The organism is Buchnera aphidicola (Macrosiphoniella sanborni), assembly GCF_005080885.1.
Classification (GTDB): Bacteria; Pseudomonadota; Gammaproteobacteria; order Enterobacterales; family Enterobacteriaceae; genus Buchnera; species Buchnera aphidicola_AU.
Map to the genome: position 1 here is coordinate 531,881 of NZ_CP034864.1, position 17,642 is coordinate 549,522.

The 17,642-nt window shown below is 29.8% G+C and carries 32 protein-coding genes; all 32 read right to left on the reverse strand.

Annotated features, from left to right (window positions below):
* Nucleotides 1-31 precede the first annotated feature (31 nt).
* Nucleotides 32-652 (reverse strand): 30S ribosomal protein S4, encoded by a 621-nt coding sequence (gene rpsD / locus D9V74_RS02380; RefSeq protein WP_158362932.1) that lies wholly within the window; start codon nucleotides 650-652, stop codon nucleotides 32-34.
* A gap of 28 nt (nucleotides 653-680) precedes the next feature.
* Entirely contained in the window at nucleotides 681-1,076 is a 396-nt protein-coding gene (gene rpsK, locus D9V74_RS02385; protein WP_158362934.1) for a 30S ribosomal protein S11, read from the reverse strand.
* Nucleotides 1,077-1,102: 26 nt separating this feature from the next.
* On the reverse strand, nucleotides 1,103-1,459 hold the full coding sequence (rpsM, locus tag D9V74_RS02390) for a 30S ribosomal protein S13 (RefSeq protein ID WP_158362936.1): 357 nt from the start codon (nucleotides 1,457-1,459) through the stop codon (nucleotides 1,103-1,105).
* Nucleotides 1,460-1,506: 47 nt separating this feature from the next.
* Complete coding sequence (rpmJ, locus tag D9V74_RS02395) at nucleotides 1,507-1,623, reverse strand: 50S ribosomal protein L36 (RefSeq protein WP_158362938.1); 117 nt, start codon at nucleotides 1,621-1,623, stop codon at nucleotides 1,507-1,509.
* A 17-nt stretch (nucleotides 1,624-1,640) separates the two neighbouring features.
* Complete coding sequence (gene secY / locus D9V74_RS02400; protein WP_158362940.1) at nucleotides 1,641-2,960, reverse strand: preprotein translocase subunit SecY; 1,320 nt, start codon at nucleotides 2,958-2,960, stop codon at nucleotides 1,641-1,643.
* A 10-nt stretch (nucleotides 2,961-2,970) separates the two neighbouring features.
* On the reverse strand, nucleotides 2,971-3,399 hold the full coding sequence (gene rplO, locus D9V74_RS02405) for a 50S ribosomal protein L15 (RefSeq protein ID WP_158362942.1): 429 nt from the start codon (nucleotides 3,397-3,399) through the stop codon (nucleotides 2,971-2,973).
* A 5-nt stretch (nucleotides 3,400-3,404) separates the two neighbouring features.
* Complete coding sequence (rpmD, locus tag D9V74_RS02410) at nucleotides 3,405-3,584, reverse strand: 50S ribosomal protein L30 (RefSeq protein WP_158362944.1); 180 nt, start codon at nucleotides 3,582-3,584, stop codon at nucleotides 3,405-3,407.
* A gap of 10 nt (nucleotides 3,585-3,594) precedes the next feature.
* A complete protein-coding gene (rpsE, locus tag D9V74_RS02415) occupies nucleotides 3,595-4,098 on the reverse strand; it encodes a 30S ribosomal protein S5 (protein WP_158363130.1) in 504 nt (167 codons plus the stop codon).
* A 14-nt stretch (nucleotides 4,099-4,112) separates the two neighbouring features.
* The gene (gene rplR / locus D9V74_RS02420; protein WP_158362946.1) at nucleotides 4,113-4,481 is read right to left on the reverse strand and encodes a 50S ribosomal protein L18; all 369 of its coding nucleotides are present in this window, start codon (nucleotides 4,479-4,481) and stop codon (nucleotides 4,113-4,115) included.
* 1 nt (nucleotide 4,482) lies between these two features.
* The gene (rplF, locus tag D9V74_RS02425; RefSeq protein WP_158362948.1) at nucleotides 4,483-5,019 is read right to left on the reverse strand and encodes a 50S ribosomal protein L6; all 537 of its coding nucleotides are present in this window, start codon (nucleotides 5,017-5,019) and stop codon (nucleotides 4,483-4,485) included.
* Between the two features lie 10 nt (nucleotides 5,020-5,029).
* A complete protein-coding gene (gene rpsH, locus D9V74_RS02430) occupies nucleotides 5,030-5,422 on the reverse strand; it encodes a 30S ribosomal protein S8 (RefSeq protein ID WP_158362949.1) in 393 nt (130 codons plus the stop codon).
* Nucleotides 5,423-5,452: 30 nt separating this feature from the next.
* Nucleotides 5,453-5,758 carry a 30S ribosomal protein S14 gene (rpsN, locus tag D9V74_RS02435; protein WP_158362951.1) on the reverse strand — a complete coding sequence of 102 codons (306 nt, stop codon included), beginning with the start codon at nucleotides 5,756-5,758 and terminating at the stop codon, nucleotides 5,453-5,455.
* A 19-nt stretch (nucleotides 5,759-5,777) separates the two neighbouring features.
* On the reverse strand, nucleotides 5,778-6,317 hold the full coding sequence (gene rplE / locus D9V74_RS02440) for a 50S ribosomal protein L5 (protein ID WP_158362953.1): 540 nt from the start codon (nucleotides 6,315-6,317) through the stop codon (nucleotides 5,778-5,780).
* Nucleotides 6,318-6,334: 17 nt separating this feature from the next.
* The gene (gene rplX / locus D9V74_RS02445; protein WP_158362955.1) at nucleotides 6,335-6,646 is read right to left on the reverse strand and encodes a 50S ribosomal protein L24; all 312 of its coding nucleotides are present in this window, start codon (nucleotides 6,644-6,646) and stop codon (nucleotides 6,335-6,337) included.
* Between the two features lie 34 nt (nucleotides 6,647-6,680).
* Complete coding sequence (gene rplN / locus D9V74_RS02450; protein ID WP_158362957.1) at nucleotides 6,681-7,049, reverse strand: 50S ribosomal protein L14; 369 nt, start codon at nucleotides 7,047-7,049, stop codon at nucleotides 6,681-6,683.
* Nucleotides 7,050-7,157: 108 nt separating this feature from the next.
* Nucleotides 7,158-7,433: a 30S ribosomal protein S17 gene (rpsQ, locus tag D9V74_RS02455; RefSeq protein ID WP_261979377.1), complete on the reverse strand. Its 276-nt coding sequence runs from the start codon at nucleotides 7,431-7,433 to the stop codon at nucleotides 7,158-7,160.
* Nucleotides 7,430-7,627, reverse strand: coding sequence for a 50S ribosomal protein L29 (gene rpmC, locus D9V74_RS02460; protein ID WP_158362961.1), 198 nt, complete (start codon nucleotides 7,625-7,627; stop codon nucleotides 7,430-7,432). The genes rpsQ and rpmC overlap by 4 nt, the downstream gene beginning before the upstream one ends.
* Nucleotides 7,627-8,037 (reverse strand): 50S ribosomal protein L16, encoded by a 411-nt coding sequence (gene rplP, locus D9V74_RS02465; protein ID WP_158362963.1) that lies wholly within the window; start codon nucleotides 8,035-8,037, stop codon nucleotides 7,627-7,629. Before rplP ends, rpmC begins: the two co-directional genes overlap by 1 nt.
* Nucleotides 8,038-8,054: 17 nt before the next feature.
* Nucleotides 8,055-8,756: a 30S ribosomal protein S3 gene (rpsC, locus tag D9V74_RS02470; protein ID WP_158362965.1), complete on the reverse strand. Its 702-nt coding sequence runs from the start codon at nucleotides 8,754-8,756 to the stop codon at nucleotides 8,055-8,057.
* A gap of 18 nt (nucleotides 8,757-8,774) precedes the next feature.
* Nucleotides 8,775-9,107, reverse strand: a complete 333-nt coding sequence (gene rplV / locus D9V74_RS02475; RefSeq protein WP_158362967.1) for a 50S ribosomal protein L22 — start codon at nucleotides 9,105-9,107, stop codon at nucleotides 8,775-8,777.
* Between the two features lie 43 nt (nucleotides 9,108-9,150).
* A complete protein-coding gene (rpsS, locus tag D9V74_RS02480; protein WP_158362969.1) occupies nucleotides 9,151-9,429 on the reverse strand; it encodes a 30S ribosomal protein S19 in 279 nt (92 codons plus the stop codon).
* A gap of 19 nt (nucleotides 9,430-9,448) precedes the next feature.
* Complete coding sequence (gene rplB, locus D9V74_RS02485; protein WP_158362971.1) at nucleotides 9,449-10,270, reverse strand: 50S ribosomal protein L2; 822 nt, start codon at nucleotides 10,268-10,270, stop codon at nucleotides 9,449-9,451.
* Between the two features lie 15 nt (nucleotides 10,271-10,285).
* Nucleotides 10,286-10,588: a 50S ribosomal protein L23 gene (gene rplW, locus D9V74_RS02490; RefSeq protein ID WP_158362973.1), complete on the reverse strand. Its 303-nt coding sequence runs from the start codon at nucleotides 10,586-10,588 to the stop codon at nucleotides 10,286-10,288.
* Nucleotides 10,585-11,190, reverse strand: coding sequence for a 50S ribosomal protein L4 (gene rplD, locus D9V74_RS02495; protein ID WP_158362975.1), 606 nt, complete (start codon nucleotides 11,188-11,190; stop codon nucleotides 10,585-10,587). The genes rplW and rplD overlap by 4 nt, the downstream gene beginning before the upstream one ends.
* 17 nt (nucleotides 11,191-11,207) lie before the next feature.
* Nucleotides 11,208-11,837, reverse strand: a complete 630-nt coding sequence (gene rplC, locus D9V74_RS02500) for a 50S ribosomal protein L3 (protein WP_158362977.1) — start codon at nucleotides 11,835-11,837, stop codon at nucleotides 11,208-11,210.
* A 25-nt stretch (nucleotides 11,838-11,862) separates the two neighbouring features.
* The gene (gene rpsJ, locus D9V74_RS02505; protein WP_009874476.1) at nucleotides 11,863-12,174 is read right to left on the reverse strand and encodes a 30S ribosomal protein S10; all 312 of its coding nucleotides are present in this window, start codon (nucleotides 12,172-12,174) and stop codon (nucleotides 11,863-11,865) included.
* Nucleotides 12,175-12,489: 315 nt separating this feature from the next.
* Nucleotides 12,490-13,674 carry an elongation factor Tu gene (gene tuf / locus D9V74_RS02510; RefSeq protein ID WP_158362979.1) on the reverse strand — a complete coding sequence of 395 codons (1,185 nt, stop codon included), beginning with the start codon at nucleotides 13,672-13,674 and terminating at the stop codon, nucleotides 12,490-12,492.
* Nucleotides 13,675-13,732: 58 nt separating this feature from the next.
* A complete protein-coding gene (gene fusA / locus D9V74_RS02515) occupies nucleotides 13,733-15,841 on the reverse strand; it encodes an elongation factor G (RefSeq protein WP_158362981.1) in 2,109 nt (702 codons plus the stop codon).
* Nucleotides 15,842-15,941: 100 nt separating this feature from the next.
* Nucleotides 15,942-16,412, reverse strand: coding sequence for a 30S ribosomal protein S7 (gene rpsG, locus D9V74_RS02520; protein WP_158362983.1), 471 nt, complete (start codon nucleotides 16,410-16,412; stop codon nucleotides 15,942-15,944).
* 62 nt (nucleotides 16,413-16,474) lie between these two features.
* Nucleotides 16,475-16,849, reverse strand: coding sequence for a 30S ribosomal protein S12 (rpsL, locus tag D9V74_RS02525; RefSeq protein ID WP_158362985.1), 375 nt, complete (start codon nucleotides 16,847-16,849; stop codon nucleotides 16,475-16,477).
* A gap of 130 nt (nucleotides 16,850-16,979) precedes the next feature.
* Nucleotides 16,980-17,267 (reverse strand): sulfurtransferase complex subunit TusB, encoded by a 288-nt coding sequence (gene tusB, locus D9V74_RS02530; protein ID WP_158362987.1) that lies wholly within the window; start codon nucleotides 17,265-17,267, stop codon nucleotides 16,980-16,982.
* A gap of 11 nt (nucleotides 17,268-17,278) precedes the next feature.
* Nucleotides 17,279-17,638 (reverse strand): sulfurtransferase complex subunit TusC, encoded by a 360-nt coding sequence (gene tusC, locus D9V74_RS02535; protein ID WP_158362989.1) that lies wholly within the window; start codon nucleotides 17,636-17,638, stop codon nucleotides 17,279-17,281.
* Between the last annotated feature and the right edge of the window lie 4 nt (nucleotides 17,639-17,642).

Consider the following 17,642-nt stretch of genomic DNA (forward strand, 5'->3'; position numbering starts at 1 on the left):
CTATTCAATAGTCAACTTATGTTTTTATTGATTACTTGGAATACAGTTCAATAATTAAGTATTCATTAATTTCTGCAGATAAATCAGAACGTTCCGGGAACCTTTTTAAAATACCTTCCATCTCTCTTGAATTAACTTCTAACCATATTGGTTTTTCTCTTTGTTCAACAAGTTCTAATGCAGCTTTTATTCGTGATTGATTTTTAGATTTTTCTCTAACAGAAATCAAATCATTAGGAGATACCTGATATGAAGAAATATTAACAATTTTTTTATTCACCATAATTGCTTTATGATTAATTAATTGTCTCGATTCTGAGCGAGTACAACCAAAACCCATACGATAAACTATATTGTCTAATCTACATTCTAATAATTTTAATAAATTAGCTCCAGTATTTCCTTTTAAACGAGCTGCATTTTTATAATATATTTTGAATTGACGTTCTAAGATACCATATAAACGACGTACTTTTTGTTTTTCTCGTAATTGTACAGCATAATCAGACAATCTAGGTTTTCTAATACCATGCTGTCCAGGAAGTTGATCTAATTTACATTTTGATTCTATTGCGCGAAGTCCTGATTTTAAAAATAAATCAGTTCCTTCTCGTCGACTTAATTTTAATTTAGGACCGATATATTTTGCCATTTTTTTCTCTACAAAGTTTTTAAAAAAATTATACACGACGTTTTTTTGGAGGACGACAACCATTATGAGGAATAGGTGTCACATCAGTAATATTTGTAATACGAAATCCAGCAGCATTCAAGGCTCTGATTGTTGATTCTCTACCTGGACCTGGCCCTTTTACCATAACTTCTAAATTTTTTATACCATAATCTTTAACTATCTCTGCACAACGTTCAGCAGCTACTTGAGCTGCAAAAGGAGTAGATTTTCTAGATCCTCTAAAACCAGAACCACCAGATGTTGCCCAACCTAAAGCATTTCCTTGTCTATCAGTAATAGTAACAATCGTGTTATTAAAAGATGCATGTATATGTGCTATACCATCTAAAATTTGTTTTTTAACACGCTTGCGTGTTCGAATAGTTAAAGAATTTTTTATCATAATATAATATTACCTTCTATCCTAATTTATTTTTTTATTGGTTTTCGTGGACCTTTACAAGTTCTTGCATTAGTTTTAGTTCTTTGTCCATGTACAGGCAGACTTCTTCGATGACGTAAACCGCGATAACAATTTAAATCAATTAAACGTTTAATATTAAGTGTTACTTCTCTTCTTAAATCACCTTCAATTACATATTTTGCAACATTTGTTCTTAAACATTCAATTTGTTCTTCATTTAAATCTATAATTTTAGAAGACTCAGGAACTTGTGAAATAGAACAAATTAATTTAGACAGTTTTTTTCCAATACCATATATAGAAGTTAATGCAATTAAAGTATGCTTATTTTCAGGAATATTAATACCTGCAATACGTGCCATATTATAAGACCTTATTATTTTTTTTAAAAATATGTAATATCATAAAATTATCCTTGACGCTGCTTATGTTTTGGATCATTTTTACATATCACTCTCACAACATTTTTTCTTTTTATTATTTTACAATTTCGACACAATATTTTAACAGAAGCTTTGACTTTCATATCTTTCCTTAAATATTTTAATTTAAATTAGCTTTTTTTAATATAGAATCGTATTGATTAGACATTATTAATGTTTGTACTTGAGATATAAAATCCATAATAACTACAACAACAATCAAAAGTGAAGTACCACCAAAATAAAAAGGAGCATTCATAGCACTTCGCATCAATTCTGGAATTAAACAAATAAAAGTAATATAAAAAGATCCAACTAATGTTAATCTCATCATAATTTTATGAATATATTTTGCTGTTTGCTCACCAGGTCTAATGCCCGAAATAAAAGCACCTGATTTTTTTAAATTATCAGCTGTTTCACGAGGATTAAACATTAATTCAGTATAAAAAAAACAAAAAAAGATTATTGTAGATATGTATAAAATTAAATATAAAGGTTGATTTGGTTGCAAATAAAATGCAATATTTTTTAACCATGTCCATTGATTATTTGGTTTACACCATGATATAATTGTTGTGGGAAATAAAACAATACTAGATGCAAAAATAGCTGGCATAACACCAGACATATTAACTTTTAAAGGTAAATGAGTACTTTGTGCAGTATAAATACGTCGACCTTGTTGACGTTGTGCATAATGTACGATAATTTTTCTTTGTCCTCTTTCTATAAATACTACAAAAAAAATAACTAAAAAAATTACCAATAAAATAGATAAAAATAATAAAAAAGATAAATCTCCTGCTTTAGTTTGCTCAATAGTATTTCCAATAGCTGAAGGTAAACCTGCTACAATTCCTATAAAAATAATAATGGAAATACCATTTCCAATACCATATTCAGTAATTAGTTCTCCTAACCACATTAAAAACATAGTTCCAGTTACTAAACTTATAACTGCAACTAAATAAAAAGAAAAATCTGGATTAATAATAATCACACGTGTTCCTAGGAGATTAGGAAGACTTATAGACATTCCAATGGATTGTAAAACAGATAATATTAACGTCCCGTATCTAGTATATTGATTGATTTTATGACGTCCAGATTCTCCTTCTTTTTTCATTTCAGATAAAGTTGGATATATTAATGTTAATAATTGAATGATAATAGAAGCGGAAATATATGGCATAATCCCTAAAGAAAAAATAGAAGCGCGACTTAGCGCTCCACCAGAAAACATGTTAAAAATGTCAACAATAGTACCTTTTTGTTCATTTAATATTTTAGACAAAATAACAGTATCAATTCCAGGAATAGGAATAAAAGAACCGATACGAAAAACAATAAGAGCTATTATTACAAAAATAATTCTATGTTTTAATTCACTAAATTTTTTTTTAGTTTTTTTAAAATTTAATTTCAATTTTTTGACCATTATTCAATGCTCATCCTTCAACTTTGCCACCGGACTTTTCAATTTCAATACGAGCACCCTTAGTCACAAGTAAACCTTTAATTATTAAGGATTTATTTATTGTTCCTGAAAGAATTATTTTGGCATATTTGATATTTTTTTTAATAATATTTTCTTTTTTTAATATCTCAAGATTCACTGTCGTGAAATTAGATAAATCCGATAAACGAACTTCTGCAGTAATATTTTTTTTTCTCGAATTAAATCCAAATTTAGGCAATCTTCTATATAAAGGCATTTGCCCTCCTTCAAAACCACGACGAATACTGCTTCCTGATCTAGATTTTTGACCTTTATGCCCTCTTCCTGAAGTTTTTCCAAATCCAGAACCAATTCCGCGACCTAATCTTTTTCGATTACGACGAGCTCCATTTGCTGGTGCAAGAGTATTTAAATGCATCTTTTCTATGCCTCTTGTATTTTTAAAATATAAGAAATTTTTTTAATCATACCTTGAATAGATGGTTTATTTTCTCGTATAACAGTGTGTCCAATATGACGTAATCCCAATCCAATTAATGTTTTTTTATGCTTTGGTAATCTACCAATAGAACTTTTTATTTGAGTAATTTTTATATTTTTCATGAAATATTCTTTATCCTAATATATCTTCTATACATTTATTTCGCTTTGCAGCTATTATTTCTGGAGATTTCATGTTAATTAAACCATTCATAGTTGCACGAACTACATTAATAGGATTAGTAGAACCATAAGTTTTAGCTAAAACATTATGTATCCCTGCAACTTCTAATACTGCACGCATAGCTCCACCTGCAATAATTCCAGTTCCATCAGAAGCAGGTTTCATAAACACATTAGATCCAGTATGAGAACCTTTTAATGCGTGTTGTAAAGTTTTATTTACTAATGGTACCGTAATCATATTACGTCTAGCTTTTTCCATAGCCTTCTGAATTGCTGCAGGAACTTCACGAGCTTTACCATAACCAAAACCTACTCTTCCATCTCCATTTCCTACTACAGTTAATGCAGTAAAGGAAAATACACGACCACCTTTAACGGTCTTTGAAACACGATTGACTGTAATTAACTTTTCTTGTAAATCATTATTATTTTTTTTTTCAATATTAACCATCATCAATTCTCACTTTAAAACTTTAAGCCCATTTCACGAGCAGATTCAGCTAATATTTTTATACGCCCGTGATATTTAAAACCAGATCGATCAAAAGAAACAGAATATATTCCTTTCACAAAAGCACGTTCTGCAATAATTTTTCCTATTACAGAAGCAGCTTTTTTATTACCTGTATATTCTAAATCAGTATTTATTTTTTTTTCAACTGTAGAAGCGTAAGCTAATACTTTTGATTGTTTAGAACAAATAATTTGAGCATACATATGACGTGAAGTGCGATGTATAACTAATCTTATCGCACCAAGTGTTTTTATTTTACATCTTGTTTTCATAGATCGACGCATACGAGAGATTATTTTTGTTTTATTTGATAGAATCATATTATTTCTTTTTAGCCTCTTTTATACGAACGATTTCATCTGAATATCGAATACCTTTTCCTTTATATGGTTCTGGTGTACGGTAAGAACGTAAATTCGCGGCAATTTGACCTACTAATTGCTTATCTATACCTCGAATAATAATTTCTGTTGGAGATGGATTGTCTGCAAATACTCCTTTAGGTAAATTATACGTAATAATATGAGAATAACCTAATGACATATTGATTACATTACTTCCTGTAATAGAAACTCGATAACCTACTCCGGATAATTGTAATTTTTTTATAAATTGTTCAGAAACACCAACAATCATAGAATTTACAAGTGCTCTTGAAGTTCCTGCTTGGGCCCAACCGTCAGAAAAACCTGAACGTGGTGAAAAAAAGATTTTATCATTTAAATATTCTATTTTTACAGATTTATTAATCACACGTGAAAGATAACCATATTTTCCTTTAATGGAAATTAGTTGTAAATCTAATTTAATATTAATATCAGAAGGAACAATAATTGGACATTTAGCAACACGAGACATGCTTCCTCCATTAAGCTACATAACAAATAACTTCACCACCCAGCCCTTTTTGACGAGCTATACGATCTGTCATAACACCTTGAGAAGTGGAAATTATTGCAATTCCCAAACCAGACATTACTTGAGGTAAATCTTTCTTATTTTTATATATACGTAAACTTGGCCGACTAATACGTTCAATCATTTCTACTACTGATTTTCCTTTAAAATATTTTAAAAAAACTTTTAATTCAGGTTTTTTCATACCAGTAATTTCATAATCTTGAATATAACCTTCTTCTTTTAATAATTTTATAATTGATTTTTTTAATTTAGATGATGGCATCGTAACAGAATATTTATTAGCTGACTGACCATTTCGAATACGAGTTAGCATATCTGCTATTGGATCTTGTATACTCATTATTTAAACTCCAAAAACTAAAAATATATTTTACCAACTTGCTTTTTTTAAACCAGGTATTTCACCTTGCATCGCTGCTTCTCTTACTTTTATACGACTTAATCCAAATTTACGCAAAAAAGCATGTGGTCGACCTGTTTGACGACATCTATTTCTTTGACGAGATGGACTAGAATCACGTGGAAAAGATTGCAATTTTAACATCGCATGCCAACGTTCTTCTTCTGAACATTTTATATTAGAAATAATTTTTTTTAATTCATTGCGTTGCGCATAAAATTTATTAGCTAATATTACACGTTTAATTTCACGTGCTTTTATAGATTGTTTAGCCATTTATGACATAACCTTATTTTTATCGACGAAAAGGAAAATTAAAAGCAGATAATAATAAAAAACCTTCATCATTAGATGTAGCAGTAGTAGTTATTGTAATGTCTAATCCTCGAATACGATCAATTTTGTCATAATCAATTTCAGGAAAAATAATTTGTTCTCGTATACCTAAACTATAGTTTCCTTGACCATCAAAAGAATTTTTTGATAATCCGCGAAAATCACGAATACGGGGGATAGCAATCACAATTAAACGTTCAAAAAAATCCCATTTTTTTTGACCACGTAATGTTACTTTACATCCAATAGGATAACCTTGACGAATTTTGAAGCTAGCAATAGACTTTCGAGCTTTAGTGATTATAGGTTTTTGACCAGAAATTAACGTTAAATCTGAAACTGCATTGTCTAAAATTTTTTTATCAGAAGCAGCTGCTCCTACACCCATATTTAAAGTTATTTTATCGATGTTAGGTACTTGCATAAAAGAACTATATTTTTTTTGTAACATTAATTGTTTTATAACTTTAGATTTATAATAACGATAAAATGTTGTCATTATATTACTCCAAACTATTAAATCGTTTTTTTATTAGACTTAAAAAAACGTACTTTTCTTCCCTTTTCTAATCTAAAACCTACACGATCAGATTTATTAGATTCCGGATTTAAAATAGCGATATTTGATATATGAATAGGTGCTTCTTTTTCTATTATTCCACCACTTTGATTTTGAGATGGAACAGGTTTTTGATGCTTTTTAATTAAGTTTAATCCACTAACAATTGCTTTATTAGAAGATAAAATTTTTTTAATCGTACTTTTTTTTCCTTTATCTTTTCCAGTTAATATAATCACTCTATCATTACTGCGTAACTTTGATGCCATTTTTTAATTCCTTTAACATATTTTTATTAAAAAATTAAAGAACTTCAGGAGCTAAAGAAATAATTTTCATAAATTTTTCAGTTCTTAGTTCACGAGTAACAGGTCCAAAAATTCGAGTTCCAATAGGTTGTTCATTATTATTTAACACAACACAAGCATTATTATCAAAACGAATAATTGAACCATCATTTCGTCTGACTCCTTTTTTTGTTCTTACAACTACTGCTTTTAAAACTTCTCCTTTTTTTACTTTCCCTCGAGGTATTGCTTCTTTAACAGTAATTTTAATGATATCTCCAATAGCAGCATAACGACGACGTGAACCACCTAGAACTTTAATGCACATTGCAGATCGTGCACCAGAATTATCAGCTACATGGAGAACAGTTTGTTCTTGAATCATATATTTAAAATTCCTATAATCTTAATTAAAAAAATAACAAAAATATTTTATATACTTATTGTATTACAATTTGTATTACAATAATACAAAATGCAATAAACTTTAACGTTATTTATTTGTTATCTTATTGATAAGATTATTTTTTTCAATAATACGGACTAACACCCAAGATTTTTTTTTAGAAATTGGACGAGATTCTCGGATTTCTATGAAATCTCCAACATTACATTCATTTTCTTCATCATGAATATGAATTTTTGTAGTACGTTTAATAAATTTTCCATAAACAACATGTTTGACAAAACGCTCAATTGCAACAACAGCAGATTTTTGCATTTTGTTACTCATCACTCGACCTTTGAGAGTTCGAATTTTTTCCATTATTTTAATCGCTCTTTTTCAGCTAATAAAGTCTTAATTTTTGCAATATTACGTCTCACTTTACGTAATAAATGAGGTTGTTTTAATTTTCCAGAAACAGATTGCATTCGAAGATTAAATTGTTCTCTTAATAATTGTAAAAGTTCTGTACTCAGATCTTTTTTAGTTTTATTTCTCCATTCTACTATTGCTTTCATTACATCACCATCTTATTTACAAAAGTAGTTTTAATTGGTAATTTTGCTGCTGCTAATTTAAATGCTTCACGAGATTCTTCTTCAGTAACTCCATCTAATTCATATAAAATTCTACCAGGTTGTATTAAAGCTACCCAATATTCAACATTTCCTTTACCTTTTCCCATTCTCACTTCTAATGGTTTTTGTGTAATAGGTTTATCAGGAAATATACGTATCCACATTTTACCTTGTCTTTTAATAAAGCGAGTAATCGCTCTTCTTGCTGATTCAATTTGACGAGCAGTTATACGTCCTCTATTAATTGCTTTCAAACCAAAAATTCCAAATTCAACATGAGTACCAGAAGCTAAACCACGATTTCGACCCTTATGCATTTTTCGAAATTTAGTACGTTTGGGTTGTAACATTATAGCTCTCTCTTTTTTTATTTTCTATTTTTACGAAATTGCTTTTTTGTCTGAATAGTAGGTTTTTCTAGTTTTTCAATTGTTTCCATACCACCTAATATTTCACCTTTAAAAATCCATACTTTTACACCTATTACACCATAAGTTGTATGGGCTTCTGAAACACTATAATCAATATTAGCACGCAAAGTATGAAGTGGAACTCTTCCTTCTCTATACCATTCTCTACGAGCTATCTCTGCTCCCCCTAAACGTCCGCTAACTTCAACTTTAATACCTTTAGCTCCTTGTCTCATTGCATTTTGTACAGATCGTTTCATAGCACGACGAAACATTATTCTTCGTTCTAACTGAGAAGTGATACTATCTGAAACAAGTTTAGCATCTAGTTCAGGTTTACGTACTTCAGAAATATTAATTTGAACTGGTACTCCAGTAATTTTAGCAATAGATACTCTTAATTTTTCTACATCTTCTCCCTTTTTACCAATAACAATACCTGGTCTAGCAGTATAAATAGTAACTCTTATACTTTTTGCTGGTCTTTCAATAACAATCCGTGAAATAGAAGCTTTTTCAAGCTCTTTCATTAAAAAACGACGAACTTTATAATCACTATCTAAATAATCAGCAAAATTTTTTGTGTTAGAAAACCAAACAGAACTCCATTTTTTTATTATACCCAATCGCATACCATTAGGATGTACTTTCTGCCCCATAACTACTTCTCCTTAAGGTTAACCATCAGATACAATCACAGTAATATGACTTGTACGTTTTAAAATACGATCCGCACGACCTTTAGCACGTGGCATCATTCTTTTCATTGTTGAACCTTCATTAACAAATATTTGTTTGATTTTTAATTGATCTATATCTAAACCATCATTATGTTCTGCATTGGCTACTGCAGATTCAATGACTTTTTTTACGAGAATAGCTGCTTTTTTTTTATTATAAGTTAAAATATTCAACGCTTCTGGTACTTTTTTCCCACGAATTAAATCAACGATTAGACGTACTTTTTGAGCTGAGGAACGTGCTTGACGATGTTGCGCTAAAATTTCCATTTACTTCTCTTTTTTTATATATTATGTATATTTATTTTTAAAATTAACGTTTTTTTACTTTTTTATCAGCAGTATGTCCTCTATAAGTACGAGTTAAAGAAAACTCTCCTAATTTATGTCCTACCATTTCTTCAGTAATAAAAACTGGAATATGAACACGACCATTATGAATGGATATCGTTAAACCTACCATATTCGGGAAAATTGTTGAACGTCTTGACCATGTTTTAATCGGTTTTTTATCATTTTTTTTAGCTGATTTTTCTACTTTTTTTAACAAACTTATATCAATAAAAGGACCTTTTTTAAGAGATCGTGGCATAAAATCATCCTTTCTATAATTATTTTCTACGATGACGCAAAATAAATTTTTCAGTACGTTTATTTTTACGAGTTTTTTTACCTTTAGTCTGAATGCCCCAGGGAGTTACTGGATGTTTACCAAAATTTCTTCCTTCACCACCTCCATGAGGATGATCTACAGGATTCATAGCAGTGCCTCGAACAGTAGGACGAACTCCAACCCATCGAGATGCTCCTGCTTTTCCTAAAACTTTTAACATATGTTCAGAATTACCTATTTCACCAATAGTAGCTCTACAGTTTGATTGTACTTTCCTCATTTCTCCTGAACGTAAACGTAATGTCGCATATTCTTGATCAAATGCAACCAATTGTACATAACTTCCTGCAGAACGAGCTATTTGACCACCTTTTCCTGGTTTCATTTCTACATTATGGATACACGTGCCGACTGGAATATTTTTAAGTGGTAAAGAATTACCTACTTTTATAGGAGATTGTGCACCAGAAATAATAGTATCTCCTATCTTAATATTTTTTGGAGCTAAAATATATTTTCTATTACCATCTTTGTATAATACTAAAGCAATATGAGCAGAACGATTCGGATCATATTCAAATCTTTCTATATTTGCTTCTATACCATCTTTGTTTCTTTTAAAATCTATAATGCGATATGCTCTTTTATGCCCACCACCAATATGACGAGTCGTAATCCTACCATTATTATTACGTCCTCCACTTTTGCTTTTTTTTCTCAATAATGAAGAATATGGTTTTCCTTTATGAAGATTTCTATTCATAATTTTAATTACGTGACGACGACCCGGAGATGTCGGTTTGCATTTAACAATTGTCATTGTTGTTTCCTCCGACTACTCTGTATTACCTATAAAATCTAAATTATACCCTTTTTTAATTTTAATATATGCTTTTTTCCAGTCACTTCTTTTTATAATACGATTAGATTGACGTTTCTTTTTTCCTTTTATTTTTAACGTCTTTATTGTATCTACCTCGACATTAAATATTTTTTTTATTGCACATTTTATTTCATATTTTGTTGAGTTATTTAATACTTTTAAAACAATAGTATTATCTTTTTCTAAAGATAGAGATGATTTTTCAGATACGTGTGGAGAAAGTAGTATTTTTAATAAACGTTCTTCAGAAATCATGAAAGTATTTCCTCTAATTTTTTTACTGCTCCCACAGTAATAATAACATTCTCAAAAGCAATTAAACTAATCGGATCAAGAGAATGAACGTCTTTAACATCAACTGAATACAAATTCCTTGATGCAAGAAATAAATTATTATCTATTTTATTTGTAAGAATAAGGACATTTTTTAAATTTATCTCTTGTAATTTTTTTACTAAAAGATTAGTTTTAGGCGAATTTAATGAAAAATTTTCAAAAACTATTAATCTTTTTTGACGGATTAATTCAGAAAAAATACTTTTTAATGCTCCACGATACATTTTTTTATTAACTTTTTGACTATGATCTTGAGTTTTTGCAGCAAATGTCACACCACCTGATCGCCAAATTGGACTTCTAAATGATCCTGCTCGTGCACGACCAGTACCTTTTTGACGCCAAGGTTTTCTGCCAGACCCAGAAACTTCAGAACGATTTTTTTGCGCTCTTGTACCTTGTCGATTACCTGCTGAATAAGCAACAACCACTTGATGAATTAGCCCTTCATTAAAATCTCGACCAAAAATAATTCTAGATACACTAAGAACACTTTGTGTATCTTTAACTGCTAATTCCATGTTTTAATCCTCACTACTCATACCTTGATAGCTGGTTTCACAATAAGATTACTACCAGCAGCACCGGGAACAGCACCTTTTACTAGAAGAAGATTTTTATTTTCATCAATATATACGATTTTTAAGCTTTGAACAGTAACACGATTATTCCCTAATTGTCCTGCCATTTTTTTTCCTTTAAAGACTCTACCAGGAGTTTGATTCTGACCGATAGAACCTGGTGCTCTATGAGATAAAGAGTTTCCATGTGTTGCATCTTGAGTATGAAAATTCCAACGCTTCACCGTACCAGAAAAACCTTTTCCTTTAGCTGTACCTGTAACATCAACTTTTTTAATATTATTAAAAATATTAATTTTAATACTTTCCCCTATTTTAAAAATATCACTTTGTTTAGTTCTAAATTCCCATAAACCGCGACCAGGTACTACCCCAGATTTTAAAAAATGACCTGATTTTGGTTTATTAAGTCTATTTGTTTTTTTTATTCCAGTAGTTACTTGAACGGCACAGTAACAATCAGCATTTATATTTTTTACTTGTGTAATTCGATTATCTTGTAATTCAATGACCGTAACAGGAATTGCAGTACCTTCTTTAGTAAAAATACGAGTCATCCCAAGTTTTTTACCAACTAAACCAATCATGTATTAAACACCTTAATTGTATCTATTAGCCTAAACTAATTTGCACATCTACACCAGCAGCGAGATCTAATCTCATAAGTGCATCGACAGTTTTTTCAGTAGGTTCTACTATATCAATTAAACGCTTATGCGTGCGAATTTCATATTGATCACGTGCATCTTTATTGACATGCGGAGAAACTAAAATAGTAAAACGTTCTTTACGAGTCGGAAGAGGAATAGGTCCACGTACTTGTGCCCCAGTTCTTTTTGCTGTTTCAACAATTTCAGTAGTTGATTGATCAATTAATCTATGATCAAAAGCTTTTAAGCGAATACGGATTCTTTGGTTCTGCATCAGCCAGAACTCCAATTATTTACACATTAAAAATTTAATCTTCTCTGAAGATTTATATTCTAGAGTAGATATAATTAAATAATATTTGTAACCCCTGTATTAGGAGTATTGTTTATAAAATATATTTAATATATATCACATAATTTATTTTTAAACAATTTTCCATTTAAAATAAATTTTTAATTATATTATAATTAATAAAAATTTAAAATTTTTTCTATAAAATTATGAAAATTAATCAAGAAAAGAGCATTTTTGTACTCTTTTCTTAATATATTCAAATAAATATTAATATAAAATATTTTAATTTAATCATTAGATTAAAACTTTAGAAACTACCCCTGCTCCAACAGTACGACCACCTTCACGTATAGCAAATCGTAATCCATCAGTCATAGCAACAGGATTAATTAAAGTAACAGTCATTTTTATATTGTCGCCTGGCATAACCATTTCAACACCTTCTGGCAATTCAATAGAACCTGTCACATCAGTAGTTCTAAAATAAAATTGAGGACGATATCCTTTAAAAAATGGAGTATGACGCCCACCTTCTTCTTTGGATAGAACATAAACTTCAGACTCAAATGTTGTATATGGATGAATACTACCTGGTTTAGCTAAAACTTGACCTCTTTCTATTTCATCACGTTTTGTACCACGAAGTAAAACACCTACATTTTCTCCAGCACGACCTTCATCTAATAATTTTCTGAACATTTCCACACCTGTACAGGTGGTTTTTGTTGTTTTTTTTATGCCAACAATTTCTACTTCTTCACCTACTTTAATTATACCTTTTTCTACTCTCCCTGTCACAACTGTACCTCTCCCAGATATAGAAAAAACATCTTCTATTGGTAATAAAAAAGGTTGATCTACAGCTCTTTTTGGCTCAGGGATATAATTATCTAAAAATCTAGATAATTCAATAATTTTAGATTCCCATTCCGGATCACCTTCTAATGCTTTAAGTGCTGAACCGCGAATAATAGGGGTATCATCTCCAGGAAAATCATATTGTGTTAATAAATCACGAACTTCCATTTCTACCAATTCCAGCAATTCTTCATCATCTACCATATCACATTTATTAAGAAACACAATAATATAAGGAACACCTACTTGTCTGCCAAGTAAAATATGTTCACGAGTTTGAGGCATTGGTCCATCTGTAGCAGCAACAACTAAAATCGCACCATCCATTTGAGCTGCACCAGTAATCATGTTTTTTATATAATCTGCATGACCTGGACAATCTACATGAGCATAGTGTCGAAACTCAGTATCATATTCTACATGAGAAGTATTAATAGTTATACCTCTTGCTTTCTCTTCTGGAGCATTGTCTATTTGATCAAAAGCTCGTGCAGAACCACCATATTTTTTAGATAAAACAGTTGTAATAGCTGCAGTTAATGTTGTTTTTCCATGATCTACGTGACCAATAGTACCTACATTGATATGAGGTTTTAACCGTTGAAATTTTTCTTTAGACATTATTATTTTTTCCTTAGATAAAAACTTTTTTTAAACAAAATAAATTATAAAAATCTTTCTACTTATCCTTTTTATCAATAATATCTTTTGATATATTTAAAGGAGCTTCTATATATTTTAAAAATTCCATTGAATAAGAAGCTCTTCCTTGAGTTTGTGAACGTAAATCAGTAGCATAACCAAACATTTCAGATAAAGGAACAGATGCATTAATAATTTTATACATAGATACATCTTTCATACCTTCAATAACACCTCTTCTACGATTTAAATCACCTATAACATCTCCCATATAATTATCTGGTGTTTCTACTTCTACTTTCATAATAGGTTCTAATAAAATTGGATGTGCTTTTTTAAAACCATCTTTAAACGCTATTGCTGCTGCTAATTTAAAAGCTAATTCCGAAGAATCAACATCATGATAAGAACCAAAATAAAGACGAACACCAATATCAACTACGGGATAACCAGCTAGTGGTCCATACTTTAATTGTTCTTGAATTCCTTTATCAACTGCTGAAATATATTCATTAGGTATAACTCCTCCTTTTATATCATTTATAAATAAATATTCTTTCTCTCCAGGAGTTAATGGAAATAATTCTATAACAACATGTCCATACTGACCTCTCCCACCCGATTGTTTAATATGTTTACCTTCAACTTCTGTTACCTTTTTAAGAATAGTTTCGCGATATGCTACTTGCGGTTTTCCAATATTAGCATCAACACTGAATTCTCTTTTCATTCGATCAATTATAATTTCTAAATGCAATTCACCCATTCCGGAAATAATGGTTTGATTAGATTCTTGATCAGTTCGAACTCTAAAAGAAGGATCTTCTTTAGCTAATCGAGCTAATGCTAAACCCATTTTCTCTTGATCAATTTTAGTTTTAGGTTCTACAGAAATAGATATTACTGGTTCAGGAAATTCCATACGTTCTAATATAATTGGTTGATTTAAATCACATAAAGTATCACCTGTTGTTACATCTTTTAAACCAATTGCTGCAGCTATATCACCTGCATATACTTCTTTTATTTCTTCTCTTTTGTTTGCATGCATTTGAACAATTCTACCAAATCTTTCTCGTTGAGATTTAACAGAATTAAACACAGTATCTCCAGATTTTACTACTCCTGAATAAACACGGAAAAAAGTTAAATTACCTACAAATGGATCATTTGCAATTTTAAAAGCTAAAGCAGAAAAAGGTTCTTGATCATCAGATCGTCTAATAGATGGAGTACTATTTCTATTATTTAAAACACCTTTAATATCTTGAACATCATTAGGAGCAGGTAAATATTCAATTATCGCATCTAGTAAAGATTGTACCCCTTTATTTTTAAAAGCAGATCCACAAGTAATTAACATAATTTCATTATTTAAGGAACGTTTTCTCAAAGAAGATTTAATTTCAATTTCAGATAATTGAATTTCATTCAAATACTTTTCTAAAAGTTCTTCATTATTTTCTACTGCAGATTCAATTAATTTTTGATGCCATATTTTTGCTGATTCAATCATATTTTGAGGAATATTTTTGTATGTAAATGTTAATCCTTGATCAGAATCTGTCCAATATACAGCACGCATTTTAATTAAATCAATAATACCAATAAAACTATCTTCTGAACCAATTGCTAATTGTAAAGGAATAGGATTAGCTCCTAGACGAGTTTTAATCTGTTCAACTACTCTTAAAAAATTAGCTCCCATACGGTCCATTTTATTTATAAAAGCTATACGCGGTACATTGTATTTATTTGCTTGACGCCATACAGTTTCAGACTGTGGTTGAACACCTCCTACCGCACAATATACCATAACGGCACCATCTAATACACGCATTGAACGTTCAACTTCAATTGTAAAATCTACATGTCCTGGTGTGTCAATAATATTAATTCTATGCGGTGCAAATTGTTTTGCCATTCCGCTCCAAAAAGTAGTAGTAGCTGCTGAAGTAATTGTAATACCTCTTTCTTGTTCTTGTTCCATCCAATCCATAGTAGCAGCACCATCATGTACTTCACCAATTTTATGATTAATTCCTGTATAAAATAAAATTCTCTCAGTTGTAGTTGTTTTACCTGCATCTATATGTGCGCTAATTCCAATGTTACGATATCGAGTAATAGGTGTTATACGAGACATTATCTTTCTCTCATTTTTAAATGTTCAAATTCAGACTTGATAAAGTTCAATTAAGATAATTGTCTCAATTCATAGTATTAAATTTATCATTAAAATAATATTACCAACGATAATGAGCAAAAGCTTTATTTGCTTCAGCCATTCGATGAACTTCTTCTTTTTTCTTAACTGCAGTACCTTTATTTTCTAAAGCATCATACAATTCATTAGATAAACGTAAAGACATAGATTTATCTGCACGTTTACGAGCTGATTCTACAATCCAACGCATAGCTAAAGCATTTCGTCTAACTGGTCTCACTTCCACAGGAACTTGATATGTTGATCCACCAACACGACGAGATTTTACTTCTACTGTAGGACGAACATTTTCTAAAGCTATTTCAAATGCTTCCAATTCATTTTTCTCAGAACGTTTTGATAAGTTTTTTAATGCAGTATATACAATCACTTCAGCAATAGATTTTTTTCCATCTACCATTAAAATATTAATAAATTTAGCTAACAAATCTGAAGAAAACTTTGGATCTGGTAAAATTTTACGAGCATTAATAATACGACGACGTGGCATAAAAACTCCATTGATTTTTGAAATATATAACAAAATTATTACTATAATTTTTGATCGTATTTTTATACTTTTACTTTCTTGACTCCATATTTAGAACGTCCTTTTTTTCTCTCTTTAACACCTGCACAATCTAAAGATCCTCTAACAACATGATACCTTACTCCAGGTAAATCTTTAACACGTCCACCTCTTATTAAAATCACAGAATGTTCTTGCAAATTATGGCCTTCCCCGCCAATATATGCAGTTACTTCAAAACCATTAGTTAATCTGACACGACATACTTTACGTAATGCTGAATTAGGTTTTTTAGGTGTAGTTGTATAAACTCTAGTACAAACACCTCTTTTTTGTGGACTTTTACTTAATGCTGGAACATTACTTTTAGTAATTTTTCGTACGCGAGGTTTACGGACCAATTGATTGACTGTGGCCATAAAAAACTCCTATTTTTATCATTGATTTTCTGAAAATATTAAAATTTTATAAATAAAAAAATATTTACTATTATAATATGAAGAATTTGAGGATTGGATATATTAATTAAATAAAGATACAGAAAATTTATTACCAGTTCATCTGTTTTTTATTGTTAAGTGTTAAAGATACGAAATGAATATAACTAATTAAACGAAAATTAGTAGAAATATTTTTATGAATACCTCTTGCATACACATCTTCTTTTATAAGATATAATCTTACCGAAGATCTAATCATTTTTGTTAAAAAAATATTATTTTTTAATCCAATTAGCACACCATCTTGAAGAGCTAAAAAATCATCTGATTTTTTTAACATACTTATAAGAAAATTAATATTAGTTTCAAAAGGAGATTTCATCAAAATATGTAACATATTCATAAACCTTAAAAATTTATTATTACATCATAACACTCTAATTTTGAGCGTAAAAAATATTCATCTAATATCGTTATATTTAATAAAAAATTTTTATGATTTTTTAATCCTCTTATTCTTAATGAAGATTTACAACAATAAAAATTTTTAATATCATACATAGATAAAATAGAAAAAGAAGGTGTATAATCACGACATAAAATCTTTTCTGGTTGATAATTTTTAATGACTTGAAAAACACCATCACCAATAAAAAAAATACCTATTTCTTTAAAGATAGATGAAAAACTCAAAATAGCGTCTAATCCTTCTCTACCAAAACTAGTTCCATGTGGAACATGAGAAAAAATAAATGCAATTTTTTTCATTATC